Origin of the sequence: Enterococcus phoeniculicola ATCC BAA-412 (genome assembly GCF_000407505.1) — a bacterium.
Classification (GTDB): Bacteria; Bacillota; Bacilli; order Lactobacillales; family Enterococcaceae; genus Enterococcus_K; species Enterococcus_K phoeniculicola.
Genome location: NZ_ASWE01000003.1, coordinates 21,448 through 45,983 on the forward strand (window position 1 = coordinate 21,448; position 24,536 = coordinate 45,983).

A 24,536-nucleotide genomic window follows, 5' to 3' on the forward strand; every position below is an offset into this window, starting at 1 on the left:
AATGCAAGAGGAATTTCTAAATAAAACGGGGAAAGCAATTCAACAGTTAGCGTGTGATTTAATTTTACTGTCAGAGGGAAGTAGACTACCTGTAATTTCAGATTTACAAGAAAAATATGGACTGTCTAGAGGAACTGTACAGAACGCCTTTAGTTATCTTAAAGACGAAAATATTATTCATACCCTAAGTCAAGGACGCCATGGAACGATTCTAACAACTATTGATTATGGAAGATTACAAAAAATTGTTCTTGAGGGAACGATTCGAGGGACGATGCCTTTACCATATTCAAAGTTGTATGAAGGATTCGCTACTGGTTTGTATGAAGTGTTTCAACGAGCAGAAATTCCTTTAAGCATGGCTTATGTAAGGGGCTCAAAAGAACGAATGGAGCTGACTAGCGAAAAAACAATGCACTTTTCAATTGTTTCAAAGCTGGCAGCGATGCAGGCGATAGAAGCAGGAGAAAGCTTAGAAATTTTCAAAGACTTTGGCCCACAAAGCTATCTGTCTAACCATGTAATCATCTTTTCAAATTCAAAAAGTGCACAAATTGAAGAGGGGATGAGAGTAGGTATCGACCATAGTTCCTATGATCAACAGATATTAACAGAAAATGCAACGATTGGAAAAAAGGTTACATTCGTTGAAGTACCAAGCCATCAGCTAATCTATTCTTTGGAGCAAGGAATGATTGATGTAGGCATTTGGAATTACGATGAAATAAAAGATAGAAAATTAGACCATTTAAATTACCAGTTTCTTGAAGGTAGTAAAGAAGATAGTTTATCAAGCACCGCAGTCTGTGTATTGAGCAAAGATAATCTGTTGTTAAAAAAAATCTTGATGAGTGTGATAGATGAAGAAACGATTTTATCTATTCAAAAAAATGTTTTAGAAGGTAAAATGATCCCTCATTATTAAAGGAAGTCCAAAATGATTGAAAAAAAATTAGATATTTTAAAAGAATCCAATGTAATTACAGAAGAGACGAAGCAATTTGTATTATCCGTAAGCAAGTATTTAATGGAAAAACAAGTCATTGATAGCGAAGAACATCTGGATATGTTCTTGACACACTTGGCAATGGCAGATGCTCGACAAAAAAAGAACGAACCAGTTGCAGGAATGGATGAGATGATTCTTTCGCAAATTCAAAATGATGAAAAGCTAGATCAATCAAAAGAATTATGGAAAGAGCTGTCACAGTATTCCTCAACAGAATTCAGCGCGGACGAACGATGGTTTGTTTACATGCATATTATAAATATTTTGAATAAAGAGAACTAAGGGAGGAATTCATTTGTTTCTACCAATGATGAAACAAGAGAATCCTGCATTAATTGATGCCGGGATTCAATTACACCAATCTGGACAAATTCTTCCTGATACCTATGTTTTAGATTTAGATACCATTATTTCTAATGGGACTGTTATGCTAGAGCGTGCAAAAAAAGAGGGAATTGACCTGTTTTTTATGCTTAAGCAAATTGGCAGAAATCCATTGATTGCAAAAGAGCTGATGGCTATCGGCTATCGTGGGGCAGTAGTGGTTGATTTTAAAGAAGCATTAATCATGATGGAAAATCACATTCCGTTATGTAACGTGGGCCATCTGGTTCAAATTCCAGATAGCCTTTTGGAAAAAATTATGCTTTACGGCACGGAATACATGACTGTCTATTCGATGGAGAAGTTAGAAAAAATTCAAGCAATTGCAAAGAAACACGGAATGAAACAAAAGGTTTTATTAAAAGTAGTGGATGACGAGGATCAGATTTATGAAGGTCAATTTGGCGGCTTCTTATTGAAGCATTTGGCAGAGGAAAGTAAAGCATTTCATCAGTTTGATGCAATCGAATTTAGTGGCATTACTTCATTTCCGTGCTTCTTATTTGATGATAGATATACAACCTTGTCACAAACGAATAATGTGAAAACTATTGAAGCGGCTAAAAAAATTCTGTGTGAGGAAGGCTTTCCTATTTCAGAGCTGAATGTTCCTTCTGCTTCATGTAGTACAACGATTCCCTTCATTAAAGAAATTGGCGGGACACAGGCTGAACCTGGTCATGCATTAACTGGAACTACGCCGTTACATGCGTATAAAAAACAGCCAGAAAAGCCTGCGCTGCTTTATGTTAGTGAAATTTCTCATAACTTTAAGGGGAAATCTTATTTTTATGGTGGAGGATATTATCGCAGAGGTCATTTAAATTCAGTAATGATAGGAGATACAAGACGACAAGTAGAAGATCAAGTTGAACGTTTTTCTGACGAAAGTATTGATTATTATCTTTCTACTCCCTCTGAGCATCCTGTTGGAGAGACAGTCATTGCCGCCTTTCGTACACAAATATTTGTTACTAGAAGTGATGTCGCTGTTGTGAAAGGAATTAGTCAAGGTAAGCCGGAGATTTTAGGAATCTTTGATAGTCGAGGAAGAAGGATTTAACAATGAGTAGATTTATTATTAATGTTTTAGATAGTTTTGGTGTGGGTGCGATGCGTGATGTTCCAGTTGTGAGACCTGCAGATATAGGGTCAAACACAGCGAAGCATATCATTGAGGGTGTTCCTTCAATAACAATCCCCACTTTGGAAAAACTTGGATTGATGAATCTTTTAGGATTTGAAACAGATACATTGAACTATTCAGAACAAGCAAATTATGGTAAAGCCAATTTAACGCATCACGGAGCAGATTCATTTTTAGGTCATCAGGAAATTTCAGGAACAACACCTAAGGAGCCCTTGAATCAGGCCTTTAATGAAGTGATAGATGAGGTTGCACAGCATTTAAAGGAAAAAGGACATCAAGTACGTTACGTTGGAGAAAAAGATGAACCAAAGATTCTGGTCGTAAATGAGGTTGCTACTGTTGGTGATAACCTAGAGACGGATTTAGGACAAGTATTCAATGTTTCTTCTGCACTGGATGATATTTCTTTTGAAGAGGTTACTGCACTGGGGAAAGCCGTTCGTGAAGTAGTAAAAGTTTCTAGAGTGATTACTTTTGGCGGACATGGCATTCATTTAGAAAACTTACTTGCCGCTAGAAAAGTTATTGGAAAATTTGCTGGTGTAGATGCACCAGAATCGGGTGTTTACGATGATGATTATCATGTGATTCATTTAGGCTATGGGATTGATCCAAATGTTCAAATTCCTACTATTTTAGATAAGGCAGGAATTTCGGTAGAATTGTTTGGAAAAGCAGCCGACATTATTCAAACATCAAGCACATATCTATTTCCTGGGGTAGATACAGAAGAACTTTATGACCAGTTAATTTCTGAGGTTAAGAAAAATGAAAATGGCTTATTCTTTCTTAATATACAGGAAACGGATTTAGCGGGACATGCGGAGGATACAGCTCGTTATGCAGATCGTTTGGAGGTCAGTGATAAAAAACTGGCGGAATTACTTCCTTATTTAAACGAAGGGGATATCTTGATTGTAATGGCAGACCATGGAAATGATCCAACCATTGGACATAGCCAGCATACACGGGAATTTGTACCATTACTGGTTTATAGTAAAGGCATTGAAGGAAAAGTCATTGGCGAAAGAGAGACAATGGCAGATGTAGCAGCAACTGCGGCAGATTTCTTCCACGTAGAAATGCCACAGCATGGACATTCTTTTTTAGATAAGCTGAAATAAAAGAAGAAAAGAATTGAGTAGGGGATGGGATAGGAAGCGTTCAGCTCTAAGAACCAAGTAGGTATGTGCATTAGTGGAAGTGAAATGATCTGATTTGCAGAACTAGGCAGGTACATCACTACTCTTTTTACGTTTACTGAGCGCTTTCTCGTATACTCATCAGTAGGTTTCTCTTTTTTTGAGTTCCTATCTTAATCAGTTGTACAAAAATAAGAATAAGGCATAATGGAAAATTTCTTGTGATTGGTATGATTCCCGTCATAAAGAGACACTTTCCATTATGTTTTTTTTTTTTTTAGATAGTTTTCTTTTTTAAGAGTGTAAATTAGTAAGTTTTCTTTTCAAAATTTCGATTTTTTTTCTTCAATCTCTAAAAAAATCAGAATTTCCACGTAGATTGTTTCTTTTTTTGCAAACTTTTCAAAGTAAACTAATGTGTAGAAGAGATGATGAATGATAGAGTTATCATATTTTAGATTCTTGTTCGAGAGAATCTGAGAAAAAGGGATGGTTATTTTTTTAAGTCAATCATTATTTTTTCTTTGGGGAATAGTTAATAAAGGGGTGAGGGAATCATTAGAATATGAAGAAACGATAATGCATAATGCTTCTATCATTTTTAGGATTGCGTTATTCTTTACCTAAAAAAATCAAATTTTGGGAAGTATTTACAATGAATATGAATGAATTTCTAGATCAAAATCAATATCCAGTATTAATACTACAGTGGTTGGAACTAAAAAAATCAACATATTGCACAGTCGGAATGTTATGCGAATTTGTCGGGATTTCTAAATTTAAAGCAGAACAATATTTAGAAGAGCTAAGGGTTTCTTTGTCAGAGGTAGCACCAGAAACAAGGATCACGGTCGAGTCTACAGGAGAAATTTACGTGACGCACCTATCTAATCTCGTTATTAAAAAAGTTCGAGTACGCTATTTAGTTGATTCCGATGTGTTTCAATTACTAAAATATACGCTCGATTTGGAGAGTTCATTAGATAAGTTTTCACAAGAACGGTTTTTGGGGAAATCTCAAACCTACGACAAGCGAAAAAAATTAATAACAGCACTAAAACAATTTAAATTGCACTATAAAAAAGGGAAAATTATCGGAAATGAATTGACTATAAGAAGTTTTGTTTATGCGTTGTATTTGAATTTTTTTTATGGGCTCTATGATCCTTTTTCTGATTCATTAGCAAAAAAAATTCATTATGTGATGAATCGAATGATTAGCCATTTAGACTTGAACCTTACTTTAACGCAAAAAAATAAGCTGTATTTTTATCTGGGTATTTTATTTACTCGGACAGCACACAATCATTTTTGTCCTGAAGAGTCATCTCTAGCCAATACGTTTTCTACTATTTCGAGGTTAGAAGTATTTGATCAACAGTTTGTTAGTTCAAAAGAGAATATAAAAAATGAGTGGCAATATGTTCTTGCTTTTTTGAGAGTAGAAGGGCTGTTAGAAAATGAGTTGTCTACTAAAGCAATGGAGCAGACAACTCTCTGCCAAGAATTTATTTCGCAAGTTGTAAAAGGGAATCCTTCTGAGAAATCAAAATTTTCTGAGGAGTTAGGCTACGAAATTGAGCGGTTGAAATTGAAGTATACGATTTTTCCAGTAGATACCGAAGGCGAGGCCTATCAGCAGCCGACTTCTTTTTTAGAGGAAAGCTACCCCATTCTTGTGGAACCTATACGGGAATTTACGAAACAGATTCAGCAAAACAATGACTTATTCAGCGAAAGTCAGCGAGTCTATAATGACCTTTTTTTTAGCGTTTTATTTGTGATTCCGATTGAGTACATGGGTAGCAATGTGTATGTTTGTGTTGACTTTACACAAGGGGAAGCCTATACGCATTTTATTTACAAACAGATTGAAGGGTTTCGAAATCAGAATATTGTGGTTCAGACGAAAATTTCTTCTAAGACTGACTTGTTTATTTCTGATTTTGCGAGTGAGCGGTTGTCAGCGGAGCAAATAATCTGGAAAGAACCTCCTAATGCGGATGATTGGGAAGCATTTGGAGCAATCGTCTCACAAATTAAACAACGGAAAGCAGGCATAAAGAGTGAATAAAGTTTTTTTAGGTTTAGCGATGGCTTCACTTGTAAGCTATCAGATTGGTCAACCTGTGTTTCTTATTGATCAGCTTCCTAAAGAAACAGTGAAGAAATCAAGACCACATGTTGAGCAATGGCAAGAAGAGCAAGTAATCATTGAAGGACAAACTACGGTTATTTTACAAAAAGCAAATACAAAAGAGTCAGATACGAAAAAAGAAAAGACACGCAAACTAAAATCAACTGAACAACTTCGCTTAGAAATCTTACAGCTAGAGCGTTCACCAAAATTGGATGATGGCAATAAAGGAAAAAGTTTATTTGCCCAGCAGCTAAAGAGTCTTTCAGGAACCGTATTATATGGTGCCGTTGAAGTCTGAGATTTTTTTGAAGACGATTAATGATTTTTGGGAGAAAAAAGGGAAATAGGGTAATGAAAAAGGAATGTTTTTTTATAGAAGAGAAGAGGCTGGATAAAAAAGATAATTTTAGGAAGAAGGATTTAATTATCAATTTTGTCTAATTCAACGTGTAAGAAAAAGAAAGAGGAATCGATTTGAAAAAAAGTTATAGAAAGAAAGCAGGCTATATTCTGACGATTGTTTTTATGCTTATCAGCCAACTGGGAATTACCCCTTTCGTTGTTGCTGCAGAAAAAGCGACAAATCGTTCAACTATTTACCATGATTATAACGACTATCTGGCAGCATTAAAAGTCTATAAAGATGACTATGCACAATATCAGACGGACTTGGCGCAGTATAATCAAGATAAACAGATTCATGACGATACGCAGGCACAAGCAGATCGTATCCAACAGGAGAATGCTGACAAGAAAGCTGCCTATGAAAAAGAACTAGCAGATTATCAAGTGGCTCTTGCTGAATACAATAAAAAACTAAATGAAATAGCAGATCATAGTGGAAAAGGACAATATGTTGGACCTGATATGTGGGGAGTTTATGGACATCTTGAAACGTATTTAGTCGATTATTCGGCAATTATTCAAATGATGAATACGGGCTTGTCTATATCAGGAGATCCATTAACCAAAGTGATTCAATCTGATATGAGCAATGATCCGTATACTGGCAGCTCAACGATTGAGCAGAACATAAATGATGTAATTACTGAGTGGGATAAGTATGCCGCTTATGAAACAAGCATTTACGCATCAGTAGATCCAATAGATCTTGACACCATGATTGGTTTTGCCGTTGGTGGTGCTTGGTATAGTGGATTTAAGGGTGTAGAGTTTTATCATACTTATACGAGTACAACTGGGCAAACCAAAGACAATATTCCAAGTAGTTTAGATCATCCAACAGAAGAGGGGATTAAAACCGCACTTGCTGATTTATTTACGCAAACAAATGGCTCTCCATTCAATAGCGGTTCTGCGGGAATGTCTTCAAATACCTACATGGTGGATCAAGCGATGGTTGCAAAATGGGAAGCAGCTGTGGCGGAAGCCAAAATGCAAGGGGCGAATTTATATGAACAAGCAGGTCAAGAATACCTAGCAGCATACCAAGCGTATAATGCTACTGAATATACTTCCTCAGATTACGCTGCTTTTCTAGCGGGGGTAAATCAGGCGAAAGATACACAAATAAAAGCGATGAATTATATCAGTGGAGTTCCCAAAGCTAGTTTAGCAGATAAAGATGATTCTGCCCCTTTTTACAATGATTTAAAAAATTTATCGGCAAGCGAACTAGCAGGAAAATATGGTTACTTAATTTTATTGAGTAACATGGCAAATCAAACGACCTATGGCTATTTCCATTTGCTGCAACCTCAGGGTGGAGAAGTAATTCAAGCTGCAACAGCCGTTTCTTGGTCGGTATCTTATCGTACATTTGGAGAAACAAAGGGGGATCATGAGCCGACACTTTCTGAGCCAGTAGAACCGACTCCGCCTAGCTATGAAGAGGTTCCCGTTGTTCCAGAAGAGCCAGTAAAACCAGTTCCGCCAGTAAAACCGGTTTATGAAGCACAAAATAAAATCACTCTGTCAAAAATTGATAAAGAGAGTCAAAAACCATTAGCTAATGCAGTATTTACGTTGATGAATACAGATACAAATCAAGATCTTGGCGAATTTACCAGTAATAACAATGGACTGATTGAGATTACGAATCTGGACCCGGGAAATTATACGTTAACCGAAGTACACGCACCTGATGGCTACCTACTGGATAAGAATCCTGTTGCGTTTATTGTACATGGGACGGAGAATGAAGCTATTCGTTTAGAAAAAACGAATGAATTGGATTCTGGAGGAGTCCTATTAACTAAGACAGATCAAGAGTCAGGGACAGTCTTACAAGGAGCAGTTTTTAAAGTAGTTGATGCCTCTGGGAAAGTAATAAAAAGCGGGTTATTAACAGACGCTTCTGGAGAGTTACTTGTTACGGGCTTAGTACCAGGAGATTATCAGTTTATTGAAACCCAAGCACCTGCAGGATATGCTGTAGACTCTACACCAGTAGACTTTACCATTACAGCAAATCAAACCCAAGTAGTAAAGGTATCAAAAACGAATAAACTGACCTTAGGCGGCGTCACATTAATGAAAACAGACAGTCAATCGGGTGAACGATTACAAGGAGCCGTTTTTGAACTACAGGATAAGAACGGAACCCCGTTAAAAAGCGGATTGATAACAGATGCTTCAGGAAAAATTGCGGTAGACAAGTTATCACCGGGAGAGTATCAGTTTATTGAAACCCAAGCACCAACAGGTTATATACTAGATACAACCCCTATTGTATTTACAATTAGTAAAGGACAAACAAGTCCTGTTCAACTAACAATGACTAACCAGTTAATGTCTGGTGGGGTGATACTAACAAAAGTAGATAGTGAAACAAAAGCTGTTTTACAGGGCGCAATATTTGAATTGCAGGATGAAAATGGAAATGTCCTTCGAAAAGGATTAACAACAGATAAATCCGGGAAGATTGCTATCGATAAGCTCATGCCGGGGAATTATCGATTTGTTGAGACCCAAGCGCCAACAGGCTACACTTTAGAGACGGCTCCTTTAACATTTACAATTGAAAAAAATCAAACGAAAGTAGTAGCATTAACGATGACGAATACTTTGATCCCGGGAGGCGTCGTACTAACGAAAGTGGACAGTCAAACAGGTGCTGTATTAGAAGGGGCAGTTTTTGAGTTACAAGACAGTAAAGGCAACTCCTTATCAAAGGGACTGATGACAGATGCTTCAGGGAAGCTTGCAGTTGACTCATTAGCTCCAGGAAAGTATCAATTTGTGGAAACCCAAGCGCCAACAGGCTATGATTTAGACAAAACACCAGTGTCATTTGTTATAGAAAAAGGACAGAAAGAAACTGTTCAATTAAATGTAGCAAATAAAGTCACACCGGGTGGAGTTATTCTAGAGAAAATTGACAGTCAAACTGGAGAAACACTTGTCGGAGCAGTATTTGATTTACAGGACAAATCTGGACATGTAATAATGACCGATTTAACGACGGATGTCTCTGGCAGAATTGCGATTGAAGGGCTGACACCAGGCGAATATCAGCTAGTGGAAACAAAAGCACCAGCAGGCTATGAGCTGGATGCGACACCTGTTTCGTTTAAAGTGAAGAAAAAACAACAAGTATCGGAAAAACTAGTGAAAAAAAATGAGGAAAAAGAGCATAGCGTTCGCATAGAAAAACAAGATGGTGAAACGAAGGCATTACTACCTGGGGCTGTATTTAAGCTAGAGGATAAATCAGGAAATGTAATCAAAGAAGAAATTCAAACAGATGAGCAGGGTATAGCGGTTATTGATAAGTTAGAGTCAGGTGAGTATCAGCTGGTGGAAACAAAAGCACCAGCAGGCTATACCTTGGATAAGCATCCGATACAGTTTAGCATGACAGATGAAATTACATTTATAGATTTAGCAGTATACAACTATCAGGAAAAAGGGGGGACGCCACCTAATTTTTCAACTGGAAATTCCGGAAAGAGTCCCTCTACGTATCTGCCAAAAACCGGAGAACAACGAAATGCGAACATGTTCCTACTAGGAACGCTTTTTGTAGGGACTGCTTTTGTACTCGTGTATATTCGTAAGAAAGCAAAGAAATCTCACTAATAACAGGTGAAAAATTGTAGAAGATGATGAGAGGGAAACAAAGAGGAGACCTTTAATTCTTAAAGCGTCTCGCTTTTAGAGATTGTTGAGAGGGAAACGAAGTGGAGACCTTCAATTCTTAAAGCGTCCCGCTTTTAGAGAATGTTGAGAACGAAACGAAGTGGAGATGAGTTCCTTCTCTTTTCAACCTTTATCAAGAATTTCCGAGGGTGGGCTATAACTTAAATAGTCCTACTCTCGGTTTTTAATTTATTGAATCGACTCTCTCTATACATAGAGCAGTGTTTCTTTATCTGCTGGTTACTAAACAGAAATTGAACTATTCAAAATAAGCAATAAATGAGTGAGTACAAAAAATAGTGAATAGTAAATTTTAAGATAGAAATGCAGTCTTTGTAGTCAAGAAATAACGCATGATAATTAGAAAATAGAAATCCGCACCTTTGCTTCTTTTTTCCATTCTTAGTATAATGACTATGCTTTAGAAGAGTTTGGACAATCGTTCATTGTGACTCAGAGGGCTGAGTCTTTACTAATTGGCGGGAACAGAAGACGTTTATGTACCTAAAGTAAATCATGAAAGCATTCCTTTAAAAGAGAGTTTTCCTGATTTTGTGCGGATAGCGAACTCTTTCTATCCTGACCATGTATTGTGTTATGAGAGGAAGAATAACGTATGGAAAACAATTTTTGGGCAGAGCTACCGAAGCCTTTTTTTATTTTAGCACCGATGGAGGATGTAACTGATGTTGTCTTTCGCCATGTGGTGAAAGAGGCTGGCGCACCAGATGTCTTTTTTACCGAGTTTACAAATTCAGATAGTTTTTGTCATCCAGATGGGATTGAAAGTGTTCGCGGACGTTTAGTTTTTACCGAGGATGAACAGCCAATGGTGGCACATATCTGGGGAGATAATCCTGAGTTTTTCAAAAAGATGAGTATAAGTTTGGCAGAAATGGGCTTTAAAGGCATTGATTTAAATATGGGCTGTCCAGTCCCTAACGTAGCAGGACGCGGAAAAGGAAGCGGGCTGATTTTACGTCCCGAAGTCGCAGCAGAATTGATTGAAGCAGCAAAAGCTGGCGGGCTTCCGGTGAGTGTGAAGACGCGCATTGGGTATACCGAAATGGAAGAGATGGAGGCATGGATTCGTCATCTATTGAAGCAAGACATTGCCAATCTTTCTGTTCATTTACGTACGCGAAAAGAAATGAGTAAAGTAGAAGCGCATTGGGAAGTTATCCCACAGATACTTACGTGGCGAGATGAGTTAGCCCCTCAAACCTTGATTACAGTTAACGGCGATATTTTAGATCGTAAGATGGGCTTAGCGCTTGCAGAAAAATATGGAGTAGATGGTCTGATGATTGGGCGTGGTATTTTCAAAAATCCATACGCATTTGAAAAAGAACCAAAGGAACATTCTGCAAAGGAGCTGATTGGTTTATTGCGCCTGCAGCTTGATTTACAAGACGAGTATTCAAAACAAGTCCCTCGTTCGATTGTTGGCTTGCATCGATTCTTTAAAATCTATGTAAAAGGATTTCCAGGGGCCAATGATTTACGTGTCAGTTTGATGAATACAAAGTCGACTGATGAAGTCAGAGAAATTTTGATGAATTTTGAAAAGGAACATGAAGAGGTGTTTCAATAAGCCCCTCATTTTGAAGAAGGAACAAGTGATAGAAAAATGATCCTACCGTTCACTCAGGAGATATCTAGTCAAAATGGCAGATGATCTAACATCAAAAAGCAATGAATTAGGGGAAGATAACAGCGATAGCTAGATAGATGGATAGTTCTGAAAAATAAGTGGAAGATATTTTGTTGTTATACTTTATGACAATTTTAAGAGCGCAGGATATAACTGGTAGAGTTATATCCGCGCTCTTTTTTTGTCTATTTATTTTCTTTCAATAATACCGAATCTCTTACATTTAGTTTAGGGATAATTTGTTGATGAACAATAGGTTCGTCAGGATAGGAAATCCGATGAAGCAATGTGCGAATAGCTAATTTCCCCATAAATGGAAGATCGGTAGCCACATTTGTTAGTTGAGGCACAGCCATTCGGGTGAACTCGGTTTCATCAAAACAAATAATGCTAATATCATTAGGAATTAAATATCCTGACGATTGAAGGTAGTTATTCAGCATAAATGCTAACCCTGAATTTACACAAAACCATGCTTCTGGCATTATTTCGATATTTTTCAATTGGCTGAAAAGAGCTCCTTGAGATTCTTCAATTTCAGTAATTTCAATAGCGGGATCAACAGATAGACCATTTTCAGTTAATGCACGATGATAGCCGCGGTATCGTTCAAGGTAGCTTGGTGAAAAGTGAATATCACCGATGAAGCCAATCCGTTTAAAGCCATTTTTTACGAGTAAGGAGACCGCATGAAATGTGCCGTCGGTATTTTTAGATAAAATGGCATCTGCCAATAATTCTGGGTTATGATGGTCAATTAAAGTAACAGGTATCCCTGTATCAATTACCTTTTTTATATATTCATTTCTACTGTGAGAAAGAAGAATGACGCCATCGTAATTTTTTAAAGTGGGAGGTAAGGTTAGTTTATAAAGATTGTCTTCGGTTAGCGTGTACGTATCTAATTTTATATTGTTAGCTAGGGCTTCAGTTTCTGCACTTTTAACGATTTCACCAAAAAAACTGGTTTGGGAAAAAGCAAATTCAGTGGCCATTAATAAAAAAGACATCGTGTAGACTTCTTTTGGCGCGGAGTAGTGATAACCTAACTCCTTGGCTTTGTTACTTACTAGTAATTTTGTTTGTTGACTAACCCCAGGCTTATTTCTCAATGCTTGTGATACAGAATTTTTAGATATGCCTAGTGCGTCTGCTATATCTTGCATAGAGGCTTTTTTCATCATTTCACCTAATTTCTTTTATTCGATAAGTTTATTATACCACATTATTTCATTTACAATCATCTTTAATGATTACAAAATTAAATGTAATTATAATTATGTAATGTTGACAAAGAGAATTACAAGTGATAGTATGTACGTGTAAAAGAAAACGTTTACTATATTGGAGGAATAATTATGAAAATGAATAAATTTCTTTTAGGAACTGTCACGCTTTTGGCAGGAATGGTTTTATTTTCCGGATGTGGTAATAAATCAAAAGAAAATAACCTTAGCTCAAATGACGGAAAGACGAAAGTTACTTTTTGGGCTGCGCCGAATCCAACACAATTGAAATATTGGCAGCAAATGGCGAAAGATTTTGAGAAACAAAATGACGATATTACGGTTGAAGTAACGCAAATGAAAGAAAGTCCTTCCTCAGAAGCGACTATCCAAAGTGCGATTGCATCAAACACAGCACCTACATTATCTGAAAATATTAATCGAAGCTTTGCAGCTCAATTAGCTGCTAGTCAAGCTATTTTACCTTTGGAGAAACAAGAGACCTTTGAGTCAATTGTTCAATCAAGAAAGATGAGTAAAACCATTGAAAGTTGGGAGTTTTCTGATGGTAGTCAATACGTGCTACCTGTTTACTCAAACCCAATCTTATTTGGCTGGCGTTTAGATTTACTGAAAGAATTAGGATTTGATGAAGCACCAAAAACGTATTCTGAACTATTAAAAGTTGTGGACAAAGTGAAAAAGACAGACAAAGCACTTTGGGCGAAAAAAGATTTAGCTGATCCAACTGCATGGATGCGCTGGTTTGACTTTTTCCCGTTGTATGATGCAGCAAGTGAAGGTGCTAGCTTTGTTGAAAACGAAAAATTTTCAGCAGATGAAATCGCAATGAAAGATGTTTTTGAATTAATAAGCACATTGGCTGATGCTAAAGTTTTAAGAACAGGTGAGGCAACTGATCCTTTTGAAAATGGCGATAGCATTATGACTGATTTAGGCCCATGGACATTTCCTAACTGGGAAGAAAAATATCCGGAATTGAAGTTTGGTGAAAATTATACTGTTACAACTCCTGTTGTACCAGATGCCATGGCAGACAAAGAAACCATTTCAACTTATGCAGATGCAAAAGGAATTGTTATGTATGCACAAGCAACAAAAGAGGAGCAAGCTGCTGCAATGAAATTTTTAGCATTTGTTTATGGGGATGAACAAAATGACATGAAGTTTTTAGAAATGACTTCACTTATCCCAGCGCGTGATGATGCGACAGAAAATGACACTTTCAAAGCCTACTTTGAAGAAAATCCTGCAATGAAAGTTTATGCAGAAAATGTTCCATACGCAGTTCCTGCGATGGATAATGAAAAATACAATGATATTCAACAAGCTTTTGGCGAACAAGCATGGGTACCAGCCGTTCGAGGTGAAAAAGATGCTTCGACTGCTGTAACAGATGCCAAAAAAGCTGTCGAAGGGGCACTGCAATAATGAACAAGAATACAAAATTGGGCTGGTCTTTTACCAGCCCCTATCTGATATTTACAGCGATTTTTTTCCTGCTTCCATTGTTCTGGTCATTTTGGCTAGCTTTAACGAGCTGGAATATGATTTCACCAACTGTAGAATTTGTTGGTTTCCAAAACTTTATTGATGCAGCAAAAAGTCCGGCAATTCGATCTGCATTTGTAGTGACGTATAAGTTTTTGATTATCTTTGTTCCTATGGCACTTATTATGTCTATGGGAATTGCTTTATTGGTCAATAGTTTACCAAAGCTAAAAGGTTTGTATATGGTCGCTTTTTTTCTACCATACCTATCAAGTGGCGTGGTGACTTCATTAATCGTGAAAGGGTTATTGTCATACAATGGACCGTTTAATACATTTTTACGTACAAAAATGGGCTGGGATATTGACTGGTTAGGGAATCCCCATACGGCAATTGTCATTGTATCTTTAATGATTGCATGGAAAATGTCGGGATATTACGCCTTGATTTTAATTTCAGGACTAGGAAATATCAATAAGGAAGTGTATGAGGCGGCTGCAATTGATGGGGTCAGTCCATGGACAAGCTTCTGGAAGATTACCTTTCCAATGCTTTATCCCGCATTTTTTACTGTAACAGTTTTAGCTGTCGGGATTAGTTTTGGAATATTTACCGAAGTTTATCAATTAACTGGTGGAGGACCAAATTTTGCAACAAATACTTGGCAAATGGAGATTTATAATCAGGCATTTGTCAATTTAAAATCAGGTTATGCATCTGCAGTTGCTTTAATGGCTTCTGTGGTAACTTTTGCTTCCATTGGGGTTATTCGTAAATTATTAGAAAAATGGGGTGAAAAAAATGGTTGGTCATAAACGTTCAAAAAAGAAAACTGGGTTACTTTATGCTGTGACGACTTTAGTCATGCTAATCATGACATTCCCATTTTTATATCTTGTTTTACATTCTTTTGCAGAATGGAATCAAGTAGATAGAAAAATTATTCCAACAAGCTTTAGCTTACGCTCGTGGACATGGCTGTTTGGCGGTTCCGCTACATCGGCAGACATTCCTTGGATTGGCGCTTTTGTTAATACAACCATTGTTGCAACGATTGCTACATTGTTAATGCTTATCTTTGCTTTAATGGTCGGCTATGCCCTTGCAAAAATCGAATTTAAAGGGAAGAAATTCGTAAATAGCTTTATTCTTTTTCAAATGTTCTTTCCGGCAATCATTCTGTTAATTCCACAATTTCTGATGGTTACAAAAATTGGTTTGCTTGATTCTTATGCAGGAATGATTATCCCAACGGCCATTAGTCTATGGGCAATATTCATGTATACCAATTTCTTTAAAGCCATTCCGGATGCGTTGATTGAAGCAGCGAAGTTAGATGGAGCTACAGAATTACAGGTTCTATTTAAAGTAGTGCTGCCCATGTCTAAATCAATTACGACTGTGATTTTTCTTTTTCTTTTCACGGATCGGTGGACGAACTTATTGTGGGACATGATAGTTTCAAAAAGCGATAGCACCGTTACATTAAACGTATTAATCTCTCAAATGTTTGGTCCTTATGCGACTTATCCTGGTCCAATGTATGCTGCTTCTGTATTGTTGACGCTACCATTAATTGTGTTGTTTTTGATTTTTTCTAAACGATTCCAAGATGGTATGCAGTTTACATTGAAATAAGAGGGAAAAATATGTGGTGGGAAAAAGCTGTTTTTTATGAAATTTATATTGCTTCTTTTGCAGATGGTAACGGAGATGGAATCGGTGATATTTGCGGTATTCGTGAACGCTTATCTTATTTAAAAGAATGCGGGATTGATGCACTTTGGTTAACGCCTTTTTACCCTTCTCCTAGAGTAGATAACGGGTATGATGTATCCGACTATTGTGCGGTTGATTTGCAATATGGAACACTTGATGAGTTTCGTCTCTTATTAGAGGAAGCCCATCAGCTAAAGATTAAAGTAATTATTGATGTTGTATTTAATCATACGTCGACTGCACATCCGTGGTTTATCGAGTCATCTTCCAGTAAGGATAACCTGAAACGTGATTGGTATATTTGGCGAGACTCTCCTAATAATTGGGAAAGCTTTTTTGGCGGTACTGCTTGGAAATTTGATGAAAAAACAAATCAGTATTATTATCATAGCTTTGCTGAAGAGCAGGCAGATTTAAATTGGCAAAATCCTGAAGTACAGCAGGCAATTTTTGATGTGTTACTTTTTTGGATAAATCAAGGAGTCGATGGATTTCGTTTTGATGTCATAAATAATTTAACGACAGCAAATGATTTTGAAGAAAATCCTATGAACGAAAATGGTGAACAAGAGCATCTTTATGATGTAAATCAAGAGGGAATCGTCTCTGTTCTTCAACAGATGATTCAACGAATAAAAGCAGTTGATCCTGCTATTTTTACAGTAGCCGAAATCAGTTCGGATCAGCTGCCGGTTATTTCCAGATATGTTCAGGAAGACTTATTTGATACAGCATTTAATTTCAATCTAGGTAGTGTTGAAAAGCTTGATTTAAAAAGAATCACTGATGAATTTATACAGATGAATGCGCAAAAAAACTTACCAACGCTCTTTTTTAACAGTCATGATATGGGGCGTTCATGGAATCGGCTAGCCAATGGCGAGTGGGCACTTTATCAGTTGCTGGCAGTCTTTATGTTGATCAATCGAGGAGTTCCATTCTTATTTCAAGGAGAAGAACAGGGACTAGGCGATTATTTGCCTAAAAATTTTGCTGAGGTCAGGGATATTCAAGCAAAAAATAAATATCAAGAACTATGTCTTTCGCTGGATGAGGAACAAGCGCTTTTATTAGCCAATGAAGTCAATCGCGATCGTTCTCGAGGGATGATTCCATGGGAAAGTAATCAGCAGAAGGGTTGGATTGGACTTAGTCAGAAGAATCAGAAACAAGCGCTCATTTTAAAGACCTATCAAGAATTAATTCGTTTGAGAAAAATGGAGGGCCCTTTTAAAACAATCTCTGATATTACCTTAAAACAAGAGTGTCTAAGTTACCATGCTGGGCAACTGTCGATCATTTTGAATTTTGGTCAAACAGAAATAGAGCAATTCTTAGAAAAAGAGATGGAAACCGTTTTTGGTACCGGAAAAGTTAGTCGTGAGCGGTTGGTGAACGTACCGCCAAGATCCTGCTGGATTGGAAAGGAAAAACAATGATTGATAGCAAAGAACTACTTCAAGAATATAGAAAAAAAACTGTTGAAAAGAAACAAGCGGCTACTCTACGTTTTACAGGAGTAGGAGAGCAAGACGTGTACAATATTACCGCACCATTTGAATTAGCAGGACAAGAAGTACTTGCTGGACGGATTGAAGCCAGAGATAGTGAAGCTTCCACAGTAGGTTTATTTACGCAAACAGAGGAAAATAACTGGTCAAGAATTTCTGATGGAATCAATTTGCCGCTACAGGATCCATTTTTTACACGTATCGATGGAAAAGTCATTCTCGGTGGTGTCGATGTTGTGTTCTCCGAAGAAGGACAGGCAAAATGGCGTACGGTCTTTTATCAGCTAGAAAGTGTCTCTGAGGCAAAACAGATATTTGTTGGACCTTGGGGGATGAAGGATCTGCGTTTGAAGCAATTAACTAACGGAGAAATAGTGGTACTGACTCGTCCGCAAGGAAAAAAAGGTGGACGTGGAAAGATTGGTGCAATTGTCATCAGTCATATGAATGAACTGACCATTGAAAAAATTAATGAAGCCCCTCTTCTTGAAAACCAGTTTTGTGAAGAGGAATGGGGTGGTGCAAATGAGATTTATGAAAGAGACAACACACTTTGGGTCTTAGGTCACATTGCAAATTTTGATGAACAAGGAAATCGTCATTACTATGCCATGAGCTTTTGTTTTGACCGTGCTAAACATGCCATGACAAAAGTAAAAATTATTGCAGAAAGAAGTGATTTCTTGGATGGACCATCAAAACGTCCTGATTTGGAAGATGTTGTTTTCAGTGGTGGACTGAGGTTCACTGGCAATCATGCCATTCTTTATGCAGGTATCAGTGATGCTGGTGCGCAAAAGCTTGAAATAGAAAATCCATTTAAGTAGAGGTTAATAAAAATGAAAATAGAACGTTTTAAAGAAAATCCATTAATTACACCCGAAGATGTCAAACCATTACATGAAGGATATGAAGTAATCGGTGCATTCAATGGGGGTGTTGCAAAATATAAAGATGAGGTTCTGCTTTTATTACGAGTTGCAGAGCGCCCAATTTCAGAAGATCCAAACGTCATTAAAGCTCCTGTATATGATCCAGAAACGAAGACGATGGAGGTGTTAACTTTCAATCGTGATGATGAGACCTATGATTTTGAAGACCCGCGAATGATTCGAAAAAAAGACCGATTAGACAGCTTTGTGTATTTGACTTCTCTTTCTTATATCCGTATTGCCCGCAGTAAAGACGGTCATCATTTCACAGTGGATGAGGAAGCTTTTCTCTATCCTTTTAATGAGTATCAAACGTATGGAATAGAGGATGCCCGTTGCACACAAATCGGAGAAACGTTTTATATTAATTTCAGCTCTGTTTCACCAAAGGGTGTTTGTGATTCCTTGGTTTCAACACAAGATTTTCAGACTTATCAAGATCTTGGCAATATTTTTGCACCCGAAAATAAAGATGTTTTAATTTTTCCAGAAAAAATCAACGGAAAATACTATGCGCTCCATCGTCCTTCACTAAAAAGTATTGGTAATTATGATATTTGGATTGCCTCTTCACCAGATTTAGTCAGTTGGGGAAATCATCACCATTTATTGGGCATTCGGGAAAATAATTGGGATAGTGGTCGAATTGGCGGCGGCTTGGTACCTATTCGAACGGAGCAAGGCTGGCTAGTAATCTACCATGGTGCAACAAAGGAACATCGTTATTGTATGGGCGCAGCACTTTTAGATTTAGAAAATCCAACACGTGTTATTGCAAGAAGTCTGCAGCCAATTATGGAACCTGAAGCGGACTATGAAAAAAATGGCTTTTTTGGCGATGTTGTCTTTGGCTGTGGCGGGATACAAGAAGAAGATCAGTTAACGATGTATTATGGTGTGGCGGATACATCTATGGCAGGCTGTACGTTATCAATATCAGCAATTTTACAACAACTAAAAGAGGAAAATGAATGAAATGGCAAGAGAAATATCAAGAGTGGCGTACTGAGCCACAGCTAGATTTGGATATGAAGGAACAATTAAGGATGCTCTCAGATCCAGCTATGTTGGAAGACCGATTTTATGATTATTTGAGCTTTGGGACAGGAGGAATGAGAGGGGAGCTTGGAGTTGGCATCAATCGTATGAATTCCTACACGATTCGACGTGTAGCTCTTGGTTTAGCTACGTACATTCAAGAGGAAAATGCGTCACAGCAAGGGGTTGTGATTGCTTTTGACAATCGTCATGGATCAAAAGAGTTCGCAGAATGGACAGCTCGTGTTTTAGCTAGTCAGGAAATTCGAGTCTATTTATCCGATCAGCTAAGACCAACACCTGAACTTTCTTTTCTAGTTCGATATTATAAAGCATTTGCGGGTGTGATGATTACTGCTAGTCACAATCCGAAACAATACAATGGATTTAAAGTATATGGATCTGATGGCGGACAGATTACGCTAGCGACAGCAGAACGGTTAATGGCTATTTTGAAAAGTAGTCAAAATGAGCTGACGATTGAAGCAGATTCGTTAATCAGTTATGTTGATAAAGGACTAGTTCATATTTTTGGGGAGGAAGTGGACGACCGATACTTAGATGAGCTGGAGAATGTGATTCAAGATCAAAAAAAGGTTCGTCAGTTTGGCTCTAAGCTATCTGTTGTATATACGCCTTTACATGGAGCAGGTAATCATTTGATGCAAAAGGCGTTTCAACGAATCGGACTGACCAATCTGCACATTGTAGAGGAGCAAGCAGTACCAGACCCAGATTTTTCTACGGTCACTTCGCCTAATCCCGAAGACCGTGAAGCGTTTAGACTTGCTTTGAACGAAGCAGAAAAGTTTCCGACACAGCTTGTCATAGCTACTGATCCAGATGCAGATCGACTAGGGGTAGTGGTTCTTAAAGAGGGACAGCCCATCTTTCTTACGGGAAATCAAATTGGTGTGTTGTTACTTGATTACTTAATAAGAGTCAAACAAAGCAAATCAGAAAACTTAGAAAATTATTTTCTGGCAAAAACAATTGTAACGTCAGATTTAGGGGCAAAAATTGCTGAGGACTATGGAATCGAAGTGAGAAATACACTAACTGGATTTAAATTTATTGGTGAACAAATTCAGATATCGGAAAAATTAGGGGATAAGGAATTTCTTATTGGCTATGAAGAAAGTTATGGCTACCTTATTTCGCCATTTGTTAGAGATAAGGATGCTATCCAAGCAGCTGTCTTGTTAGCTGAGACAGCACTAGATTGTTATCTTTACGGGGAAGATTTAGTGGATCGGCTGATTAGCATTTACGACCGTTATGGGTATTATGAAGAACAACTGGAGACACAGGTATTTTCTGGAAGAGAGGGGATTTTAAGGATGAAGCAACAGCTAGATCGATTGAGAAATGCCTCTTTTTCTAACTTAGATACGTTTGAGCTAGCTTGCAGGGAAGATTACCTAGTCTCTGAAAGAATAGTCGCAGGACAAAAAGTAGAGAAATTAACCTTGCCATCCTCTAATGTGCTCAAATATATTTTTACAGACGGTTCATGGATTTGCCTAAGACCTTCAGGAACAGAGCCCAAATTTAAAATTTACTATTCTGTAAATGAAAAGAGTCAAGAACGTGCAAAGTGTAAATTAATCCATTTAAAAAAAGCTTTTACGGAATTGATGAAAGAGCTGTAATGATAGAAATCGAGTCGTGTTCAGGACTGAAAAGTTCAGTTTCGTGAATTCTGTCTTATTACTGAGGTCGGAGCAGAAGTGTTTTGCTCCGGCCTCGTCGTATTTTTACGGTACTGGATAAGAGTTCAAAGAGGACGGAAGTGGAATCCTCTAATCTCTCTTCTTTGAATTTAAAAATACTTTGCGGTTTTCTTCTTTTTTTCCACTATGCTTTCGGCTGTCTTTTTAGATAAGAGGCATCTCCCTAAATGCGTAGGCTTCCTATTCAGTAATCTCTATCAGTGTGTAAAATAGTATTTTTTTCGTTCACGCTGTACACTGGAATAAAAAGATACAATAAGTTTATTTGAGAAAGGAGAAAAAAGATGATTACTTTTGTTACACTTAATCAAGTGGCTACTTCCCCTCAAAATTGGGTATCATATACGCAACAAATTGACGCATTTGACTGGAATGGAGCCAAGTTTCTAGCCAACAAAATGAAAAAACAGTTAGGGGAGAAAGAAAGGGTTACGCTAGCATTAGATGGAGAACAGGTAATTGGAATTGGTGCGCTGGTTAATAAAGATATTGTTGAGATACCAGAGACCCCTTACTTTAGCACGTTGTATGTGTTACCTTCCTACAGAAACTATCATTTCGCACGTAAAATTGTTAGAAAAACTGTATCAGAAGCAAAGAATCTAAACTATAAACAGATTTATGTGGTAACACAGTTAGAGAATTTTTATGAAAAGTTGGGGTTCACCTATAAAAAACAAGTGATAGATTTTATGGGTAGGGAGATGAAACTTTATCGCCAAGAGCTACTCTTATAAAGAGAATATGGATTTTTATGAGTGTCTGGATCGGCGTAGATTACCTCTTTTGAGACAGAAGAAAAATCCCTATGAAGTAGATTTAAAATCCTTGGCTTACTTTACAGGGAGATTTCATTGAGCTTTTCACTCTTGAGAGAGTGGTTCAATTCTGTTTGGAAGACTTTTTTAATTTAGAAGCGTGACATTATTTGGTGTTTTTCGATAGGCAGTGGGCGTAAGACCGGTCTCTTTTTTAAAGACAGTTGTAAAATAGTTAGAATCATCAAATCCGCTTTCTAATGCGATGTCAATAATTTTCAGCTGAGTATTTAATAATAGATACTCAGCTTTTTTTATGCGCATTTCATTTAAGTAAGTAAAAAAAGAAATATGAAAATTTTTTTTGAAAAAGCGACAAAAATGTTCTCGACTAAATCCAATATGGCGACTGATATCATCTAGTGAAATATGATTTTTATAGTTTTCTTCTATATATAATAAAATCTTTTTACATTTATAAGAGGTTAAATCATTTTTTCGCTCAATATTTTCTTCGAAATGAAACAAGGTTTCTTTTTCTTCATAAAGCTGCTGAAAAAATAAGAAGAGATGAGCCTTTAAGGTCAGCTCATAGTAAGGCTTTTTTATCGCAAATGCTTCAATTAGTTCTGAAGCATGAGATTGTAATAATTCAATATTGTGTATTTCCTGTGTAGCGTGGACAATATGCTGCGCAGTGTATTTTAATATAGGGTCAAAATAGGACTGCTGCACTAAATCTGAAAAGTGACTTTCAACGAAAAAAGAATCGAACACAATAGCGAAAAATGAGCAGGCAGACTGATTATAGTTTATGGCACCATGTAAAAGATTAGGCGGTATAAATAAAATATCCCCTTCTTTGGCGATGAAATGATTCCCTTCAATAATAACCTCCATCATTCCATTCGTGATATAAAGAATCTCCATTTCTCTGTGCCAATGCGTATGAATCATAAATGTTTGCGATTCATCATGACTAGTAAAATGAACTGCAAAAGGGAACAGACTATTTCCATGCTCGGTGATTTCATTTAGAGATTGGTCAATATCTTTCTCACTGGGGTTAGGTGTAAAAATAAAGTTCTCCATCATTTTTCTCCTTTTTCTAAAATATCAATATTTTCGTGTATTTCAATTAAGATAGCGATTACATTCTATCATGAATACTAATATAATGAAAATGTGTTTAAGAGAAATAACTAGGAGGACAAAAGATGAAAAAATTATTGTTAGTATCCGTAGTAGTCTTAGGAATGCTTGGTTTAACAGCGTGTGGAAGCTCAGAAGACTCAAAAGATAAAGGGAAAACAACCTTGGAAGTGTTTAACATTAAAACGGAAACTGCAGAGCAAATGGACGCATTAGTTGAAAAGTATGAAAAAAGTCATCCAGAGATCAAAATCAATATGACAACGGTCGGAGGAGGAACAGATGCGACCGCAGCCATGCAATCTAAGTTTTCTTCTGGAGATGAACCAGATGTTTTTATGCTAGGTGGATTATCCGATACCCAAACTTGGGAACACAAATTATATGATTTAACTGATACAGATTTAGCAAAAAATGCGATTGAGGGAACATTAGAAGGTGCAACATTAAATGATAAAGTTTTAGGTGTTCCTATGAATATTGAAGGATATGGATGGTTAATTAACAAAGAAATTTTCAAGAAAGCAGGAATTGAAGTAGAAGCTATTCAATCATTTGCTGATTTTGAAAAAGCGGTAAAAATACTTGATTCAAAATCAGAAGAATTAGGCCTAGATGGCGTATTTGCTTTTAGTGGAGGAGAAACTTGGGTAACTAGTCAATTTAGCTCCAATTTCATTGCTCCAGAATTTTCTGATAGTTTAATCGAAACATATGGTGCAAAGGAATTAAAATTTACGTATAACAAACAAATGGAGAACTACCTTAACTTGGCAGCGAAATATAATGCCTCACCACTTGAATCAATGGATTACAGCACATCCGTGGAAGAGTTATTTGCTGGTGGAAAGGCAGCAATTGTTCATCAGGGAAATTGGATTGTCCCAACATTAAATAGCTTGGATGAGTCATTTGCTAAAGAAAAATTAGATATTATTCCTATGTTTGTAGAAAGCGAGACACAAGGAAAAATCGTTGCGGGTCCTGCATGGTATTGGGGCGTGAACAAAGATAAAGATCAAAAAGTAATTGATGCATCTATTGAATTTTTAACGTGGATGTATACAGATGAAGAAGCAATGGATTCAATTATTAATGAGTTTGATTTTATCCCAGCGTATACCAATTTCTCTGGCGATAAAATTACGGATCCATTATCAAATAAAATCTATACGTATCTAGCAGATGGAAAAACTGTTCCATGGGCGCATAATTCTTATCCAGATGGATTTGGTCAAAATGTTATTGGTGTTCAAGTACAGGCCTATACAGCAGATCAAATAACTTGGGATGATTTTGTTAAAACTGTGACAACCACTTGGAAAGATGAACGTAAGTAATAAGTTTTGAGGGGGGAAATCTCCCTCTCTTGTTT

The 24,536-nt window shown here is 37.1% G+C and carries 19 protein-coding genes; 17 read left to right on the top strand and 2 right to left on the bottom strand.

The annotated features are described in order from the left end of the window. Window position 1: 1 nt before the first annotated feature. The 8 genes from yhfZ (at window position 2) to I589_RS10895 (ending at window position 11,520) form a co-directional block, all read left to right on the top strand. Entirely contained in the window at window positions 2-925 is a 924-nt protein-coding gene (gene yhfZ / locus I589_RS10860) for a GntR family transcriptional regulator YhfZ (RefSeq protein WP_010767806.1), read from the top strand. A gap of 12 nt (window positions 926-937) precedes the next feature. Continuing rightward, window positions 938-1,291, top strand: coding sequence for a PRD domain-containing protein (locus I589_RS10865; protein ID WP_010767807.1), 354 nt, complete (start codon window positions 938-940; stop codon window positions 1,289-1,291). A 13-nt stretch (window positions 1,292-1,304) separates the two neighbouring features. Next, entirely contained in the window at window positions 1,305-2,456 is a 1,152-nt protein-coding gene (locus tag I589_RS10870; protein ID WP_010767808.1) for a YhfX family PLP-dependent enzyme, read from the top strand. Between the two features lie 2 nt (window positions 2,457-2,458). After that, the gene (locus I589_RS10875; protein ID WP_010767809.1) at window positions 2,459-3,667 is read left to right on the top strand and encodes a phosphopentomutase; all 1,209 of its coding nucleotides are present in this window, start codon (window positions 2,459-2,461) and stop codon (window positions 3,665-3,667) included. Between the two features lie 673 nt (window positions 3,668-4,340). Continuing rightward, a complete protein-coding gene (locus tag I589_RS10880) occupies window positions 4,341-5,759 on the top strand; it encodes a helix-turn-helix domain-containing protein (protein WP_162140352.1) in 1,419 nt (472 codons plus the stop codon). Then, window positions 5,752-6,123 (top strand): hypothetical protein, encoded by a 372-nt coding sequence (locus tag I589_RS10885; RefSeq protein WP_010767811.1) that lies wholly within the window; start codon window positions 5,752-5,754, stop codon window positions 6,121-6,123. Before I589_RS10880 ends, I589_RS10885 begins: the two co-directional genes overlap by 8 nt. Before the next feature lie 176 nt (window positions 6,124-6,299). Next, window positions 6,300-9,866, top strand: coding sequence for a SpaA isopeptide-forming pilin-related protein (locus I589_RS18710; protein WP_010767812.1), 3,567 nt, complete (start codon window positions 6,300-6,302; stop codon window positions 9,864-9,866). A 676-nt stretch (window positions 9,867-10,542) separates the two neighbouring features. Then, window positions 10,543-11,520 carry a tRNA dihydrouridine synthase gene (locus I589_RS10895; protein ID WP_010767813.1) on the top strand — a complete coding sequence of 326 codons (978 nt, stop codon included), beginning with the start codon at window positions 10,543-10,545 and terminating at the stop codon, window positions 11,518-11,520. Between the two features lie 245 nt (window positions 11,521-11,765). Here I589_RS10895 and I589_RS10900 read toward each other — a convergent pair whose 3' ends face one another. Beyond that, a complete protein-coding gene (locus I589_RS10900) occupies window positions 11,766-12,764 on the bottom strand; it encodes a LacI family DNA-binding transcriptional regulator (protein ID WP_245561646.1) in 999 nt (332 codons plus the stop codon). 174 nt (window positions 12,765-12,938) lie between these two features. Between I589_RS10900 and I589_RS10905 the strand changes: the two genes are divergently transcribed. The 8 genes from I589_RS10905 to I589_RS10940 all read left to right on the top strand — a co-directional run bounded on the left by I589_RS10905 (window position 12,939) and on the right by I589_RS10940 (window position 21,988). Beyond that, window positions 12,939-14,258, top strand: coding sequence for an ABC transporter substrate-binding protein (locus tag I589_RS10905; protein ID WP_010767815.1), 1,320 nt, complete (start codon window positions 12,939-12,941; stop codon window positions 14,256-14,258). Continuing rightward, on the top strand, window positions 14,258-15,133 hold the full coding sequence (locus tag I589_RS10910) for a carbohydrate ABC transporter permease (RefSeq protein WP_010767816.1): 876 nt from the start codon (window positions 14,258-14,260) through the stop codon (window positions 15,131-15,133). The genes I589_RS10905 and I589_RS10910 overlap by 1 nt, the downstream gene beginning before the upstream one ends. Then, on the top strand, window positions 15,120-15,956 hold the full coding sequence (locus I589_RS10915; protein WP_010767817.1) for a carbohydrate ABC transporter permease: 837 nt from the start codon (window positions 15,120-15,122) through the stop codon (window positions 15,954-15,956). Before I589_RS10910 ends, I589_RS10915 begins: the two co-directional genes overlap by 14 nt. Before the next feature lie 11 nt (window positions 15,957-15,967). Continuing rightward, the gene (locus tag I589_RS10920; RefSeq protein ID WP_010767818.1) at window positions 15,968-17,476 is read left to right on the top strand and encodes an alpha-amylase family glycosyl hydrolase; all 1,509 of its coding nucleotides are present in this window, start codon (window positions 15,968-15,970) and stop codon (window positions 17,474-17,476) included. Next, window positions 17,473-18,375 (top strand): DUF1861 family protein, encoded by a 903-nt coding sequence (locus tag I589_RS10925; RefSeq protein ID WP_010767819.1) that lies wholly within the window; start codon window positions 17,473-17,475, stop codon window positions 18,373-18,375. Before I589_RS10920 ends, I589_RS10925 begins: the two co-directional genes overlap by 4 nt. 12 nt (window positions 18,376-18,387) lie before the next feature. Continuing rightward, the gene (locus tag I589_RS10930; RefSeq protein ID WP_010767820.1) at window positions 18,388-19,455 is read left to right on the top strand and encodes a BtaManbiosPhlase; all 1,068 of its coding nucleotides are present in this window, start codon (window positions 18,388-18,390) and stop codon (window positions 19,453-19,455) included. Further along, a complete protein-coding gene (locus I589_RS10935; RefSeq protein ID WP_010767821.1) occupies window positions 19,452-21,170 on the top strand; it encodes a phospho-sugar mutase in 1,719 nt (572 codons plus the stop codon). Before I589_RS10930 ends, I589_RS10935 begins: the two co-directional genes overlap by 4 nt. Window positions 21,171-21,535: 365 nt before the next feature. Further along, window positions 21,536-21,988: a GNAT family N-acetyltransferase gene (locus I589_RS10940; RefSeq protein WP_010767822.1), complete on the top strand. Its 453-nt coding sequence runs from the start codon at window positions 21,536-21,538 to the stop codon at window positions 21,986-21,988. Window positions 21,989-22,156: 168 nt separating this feature from the next. Here I589_RS10940 and I589_RS10945 read toward each other — a convergent pair whose 3' ends face one another. Then, window positions 22,157-23,101: a helix-turn-helix transcriptional regulator gene (locus I589_RS10945; protein ID WP_010767823.1), complete on the bottom strand. Its 945-nt coding sequence runs from the start codon at window positions 23,099-23,101 to the stop codon at window positions 22,157-22,159. A gap of 125 nt (window positions 23,102-23,226) precedes the next feature. On the opposite strand from I589_RS10945, the gene I589_RS10950 reads away from it, so the two are divergent. Then, window positions 23,227-24,501 carry an ABC transporter substrate-binding protein gene (locus I589_RS10950; RefSeq protein WP_010767824.1) on the top strand — a complete coding sequence of 425 codons (1,275 nt, stop codon included), beginning with the start codon at window positions 23,227-23,229 and terminating at the stop codon, window positions 24,499-24,501. The last annotated feature ends 35 nt before the right edge of the window (window positions 24,502-24,536 follow it).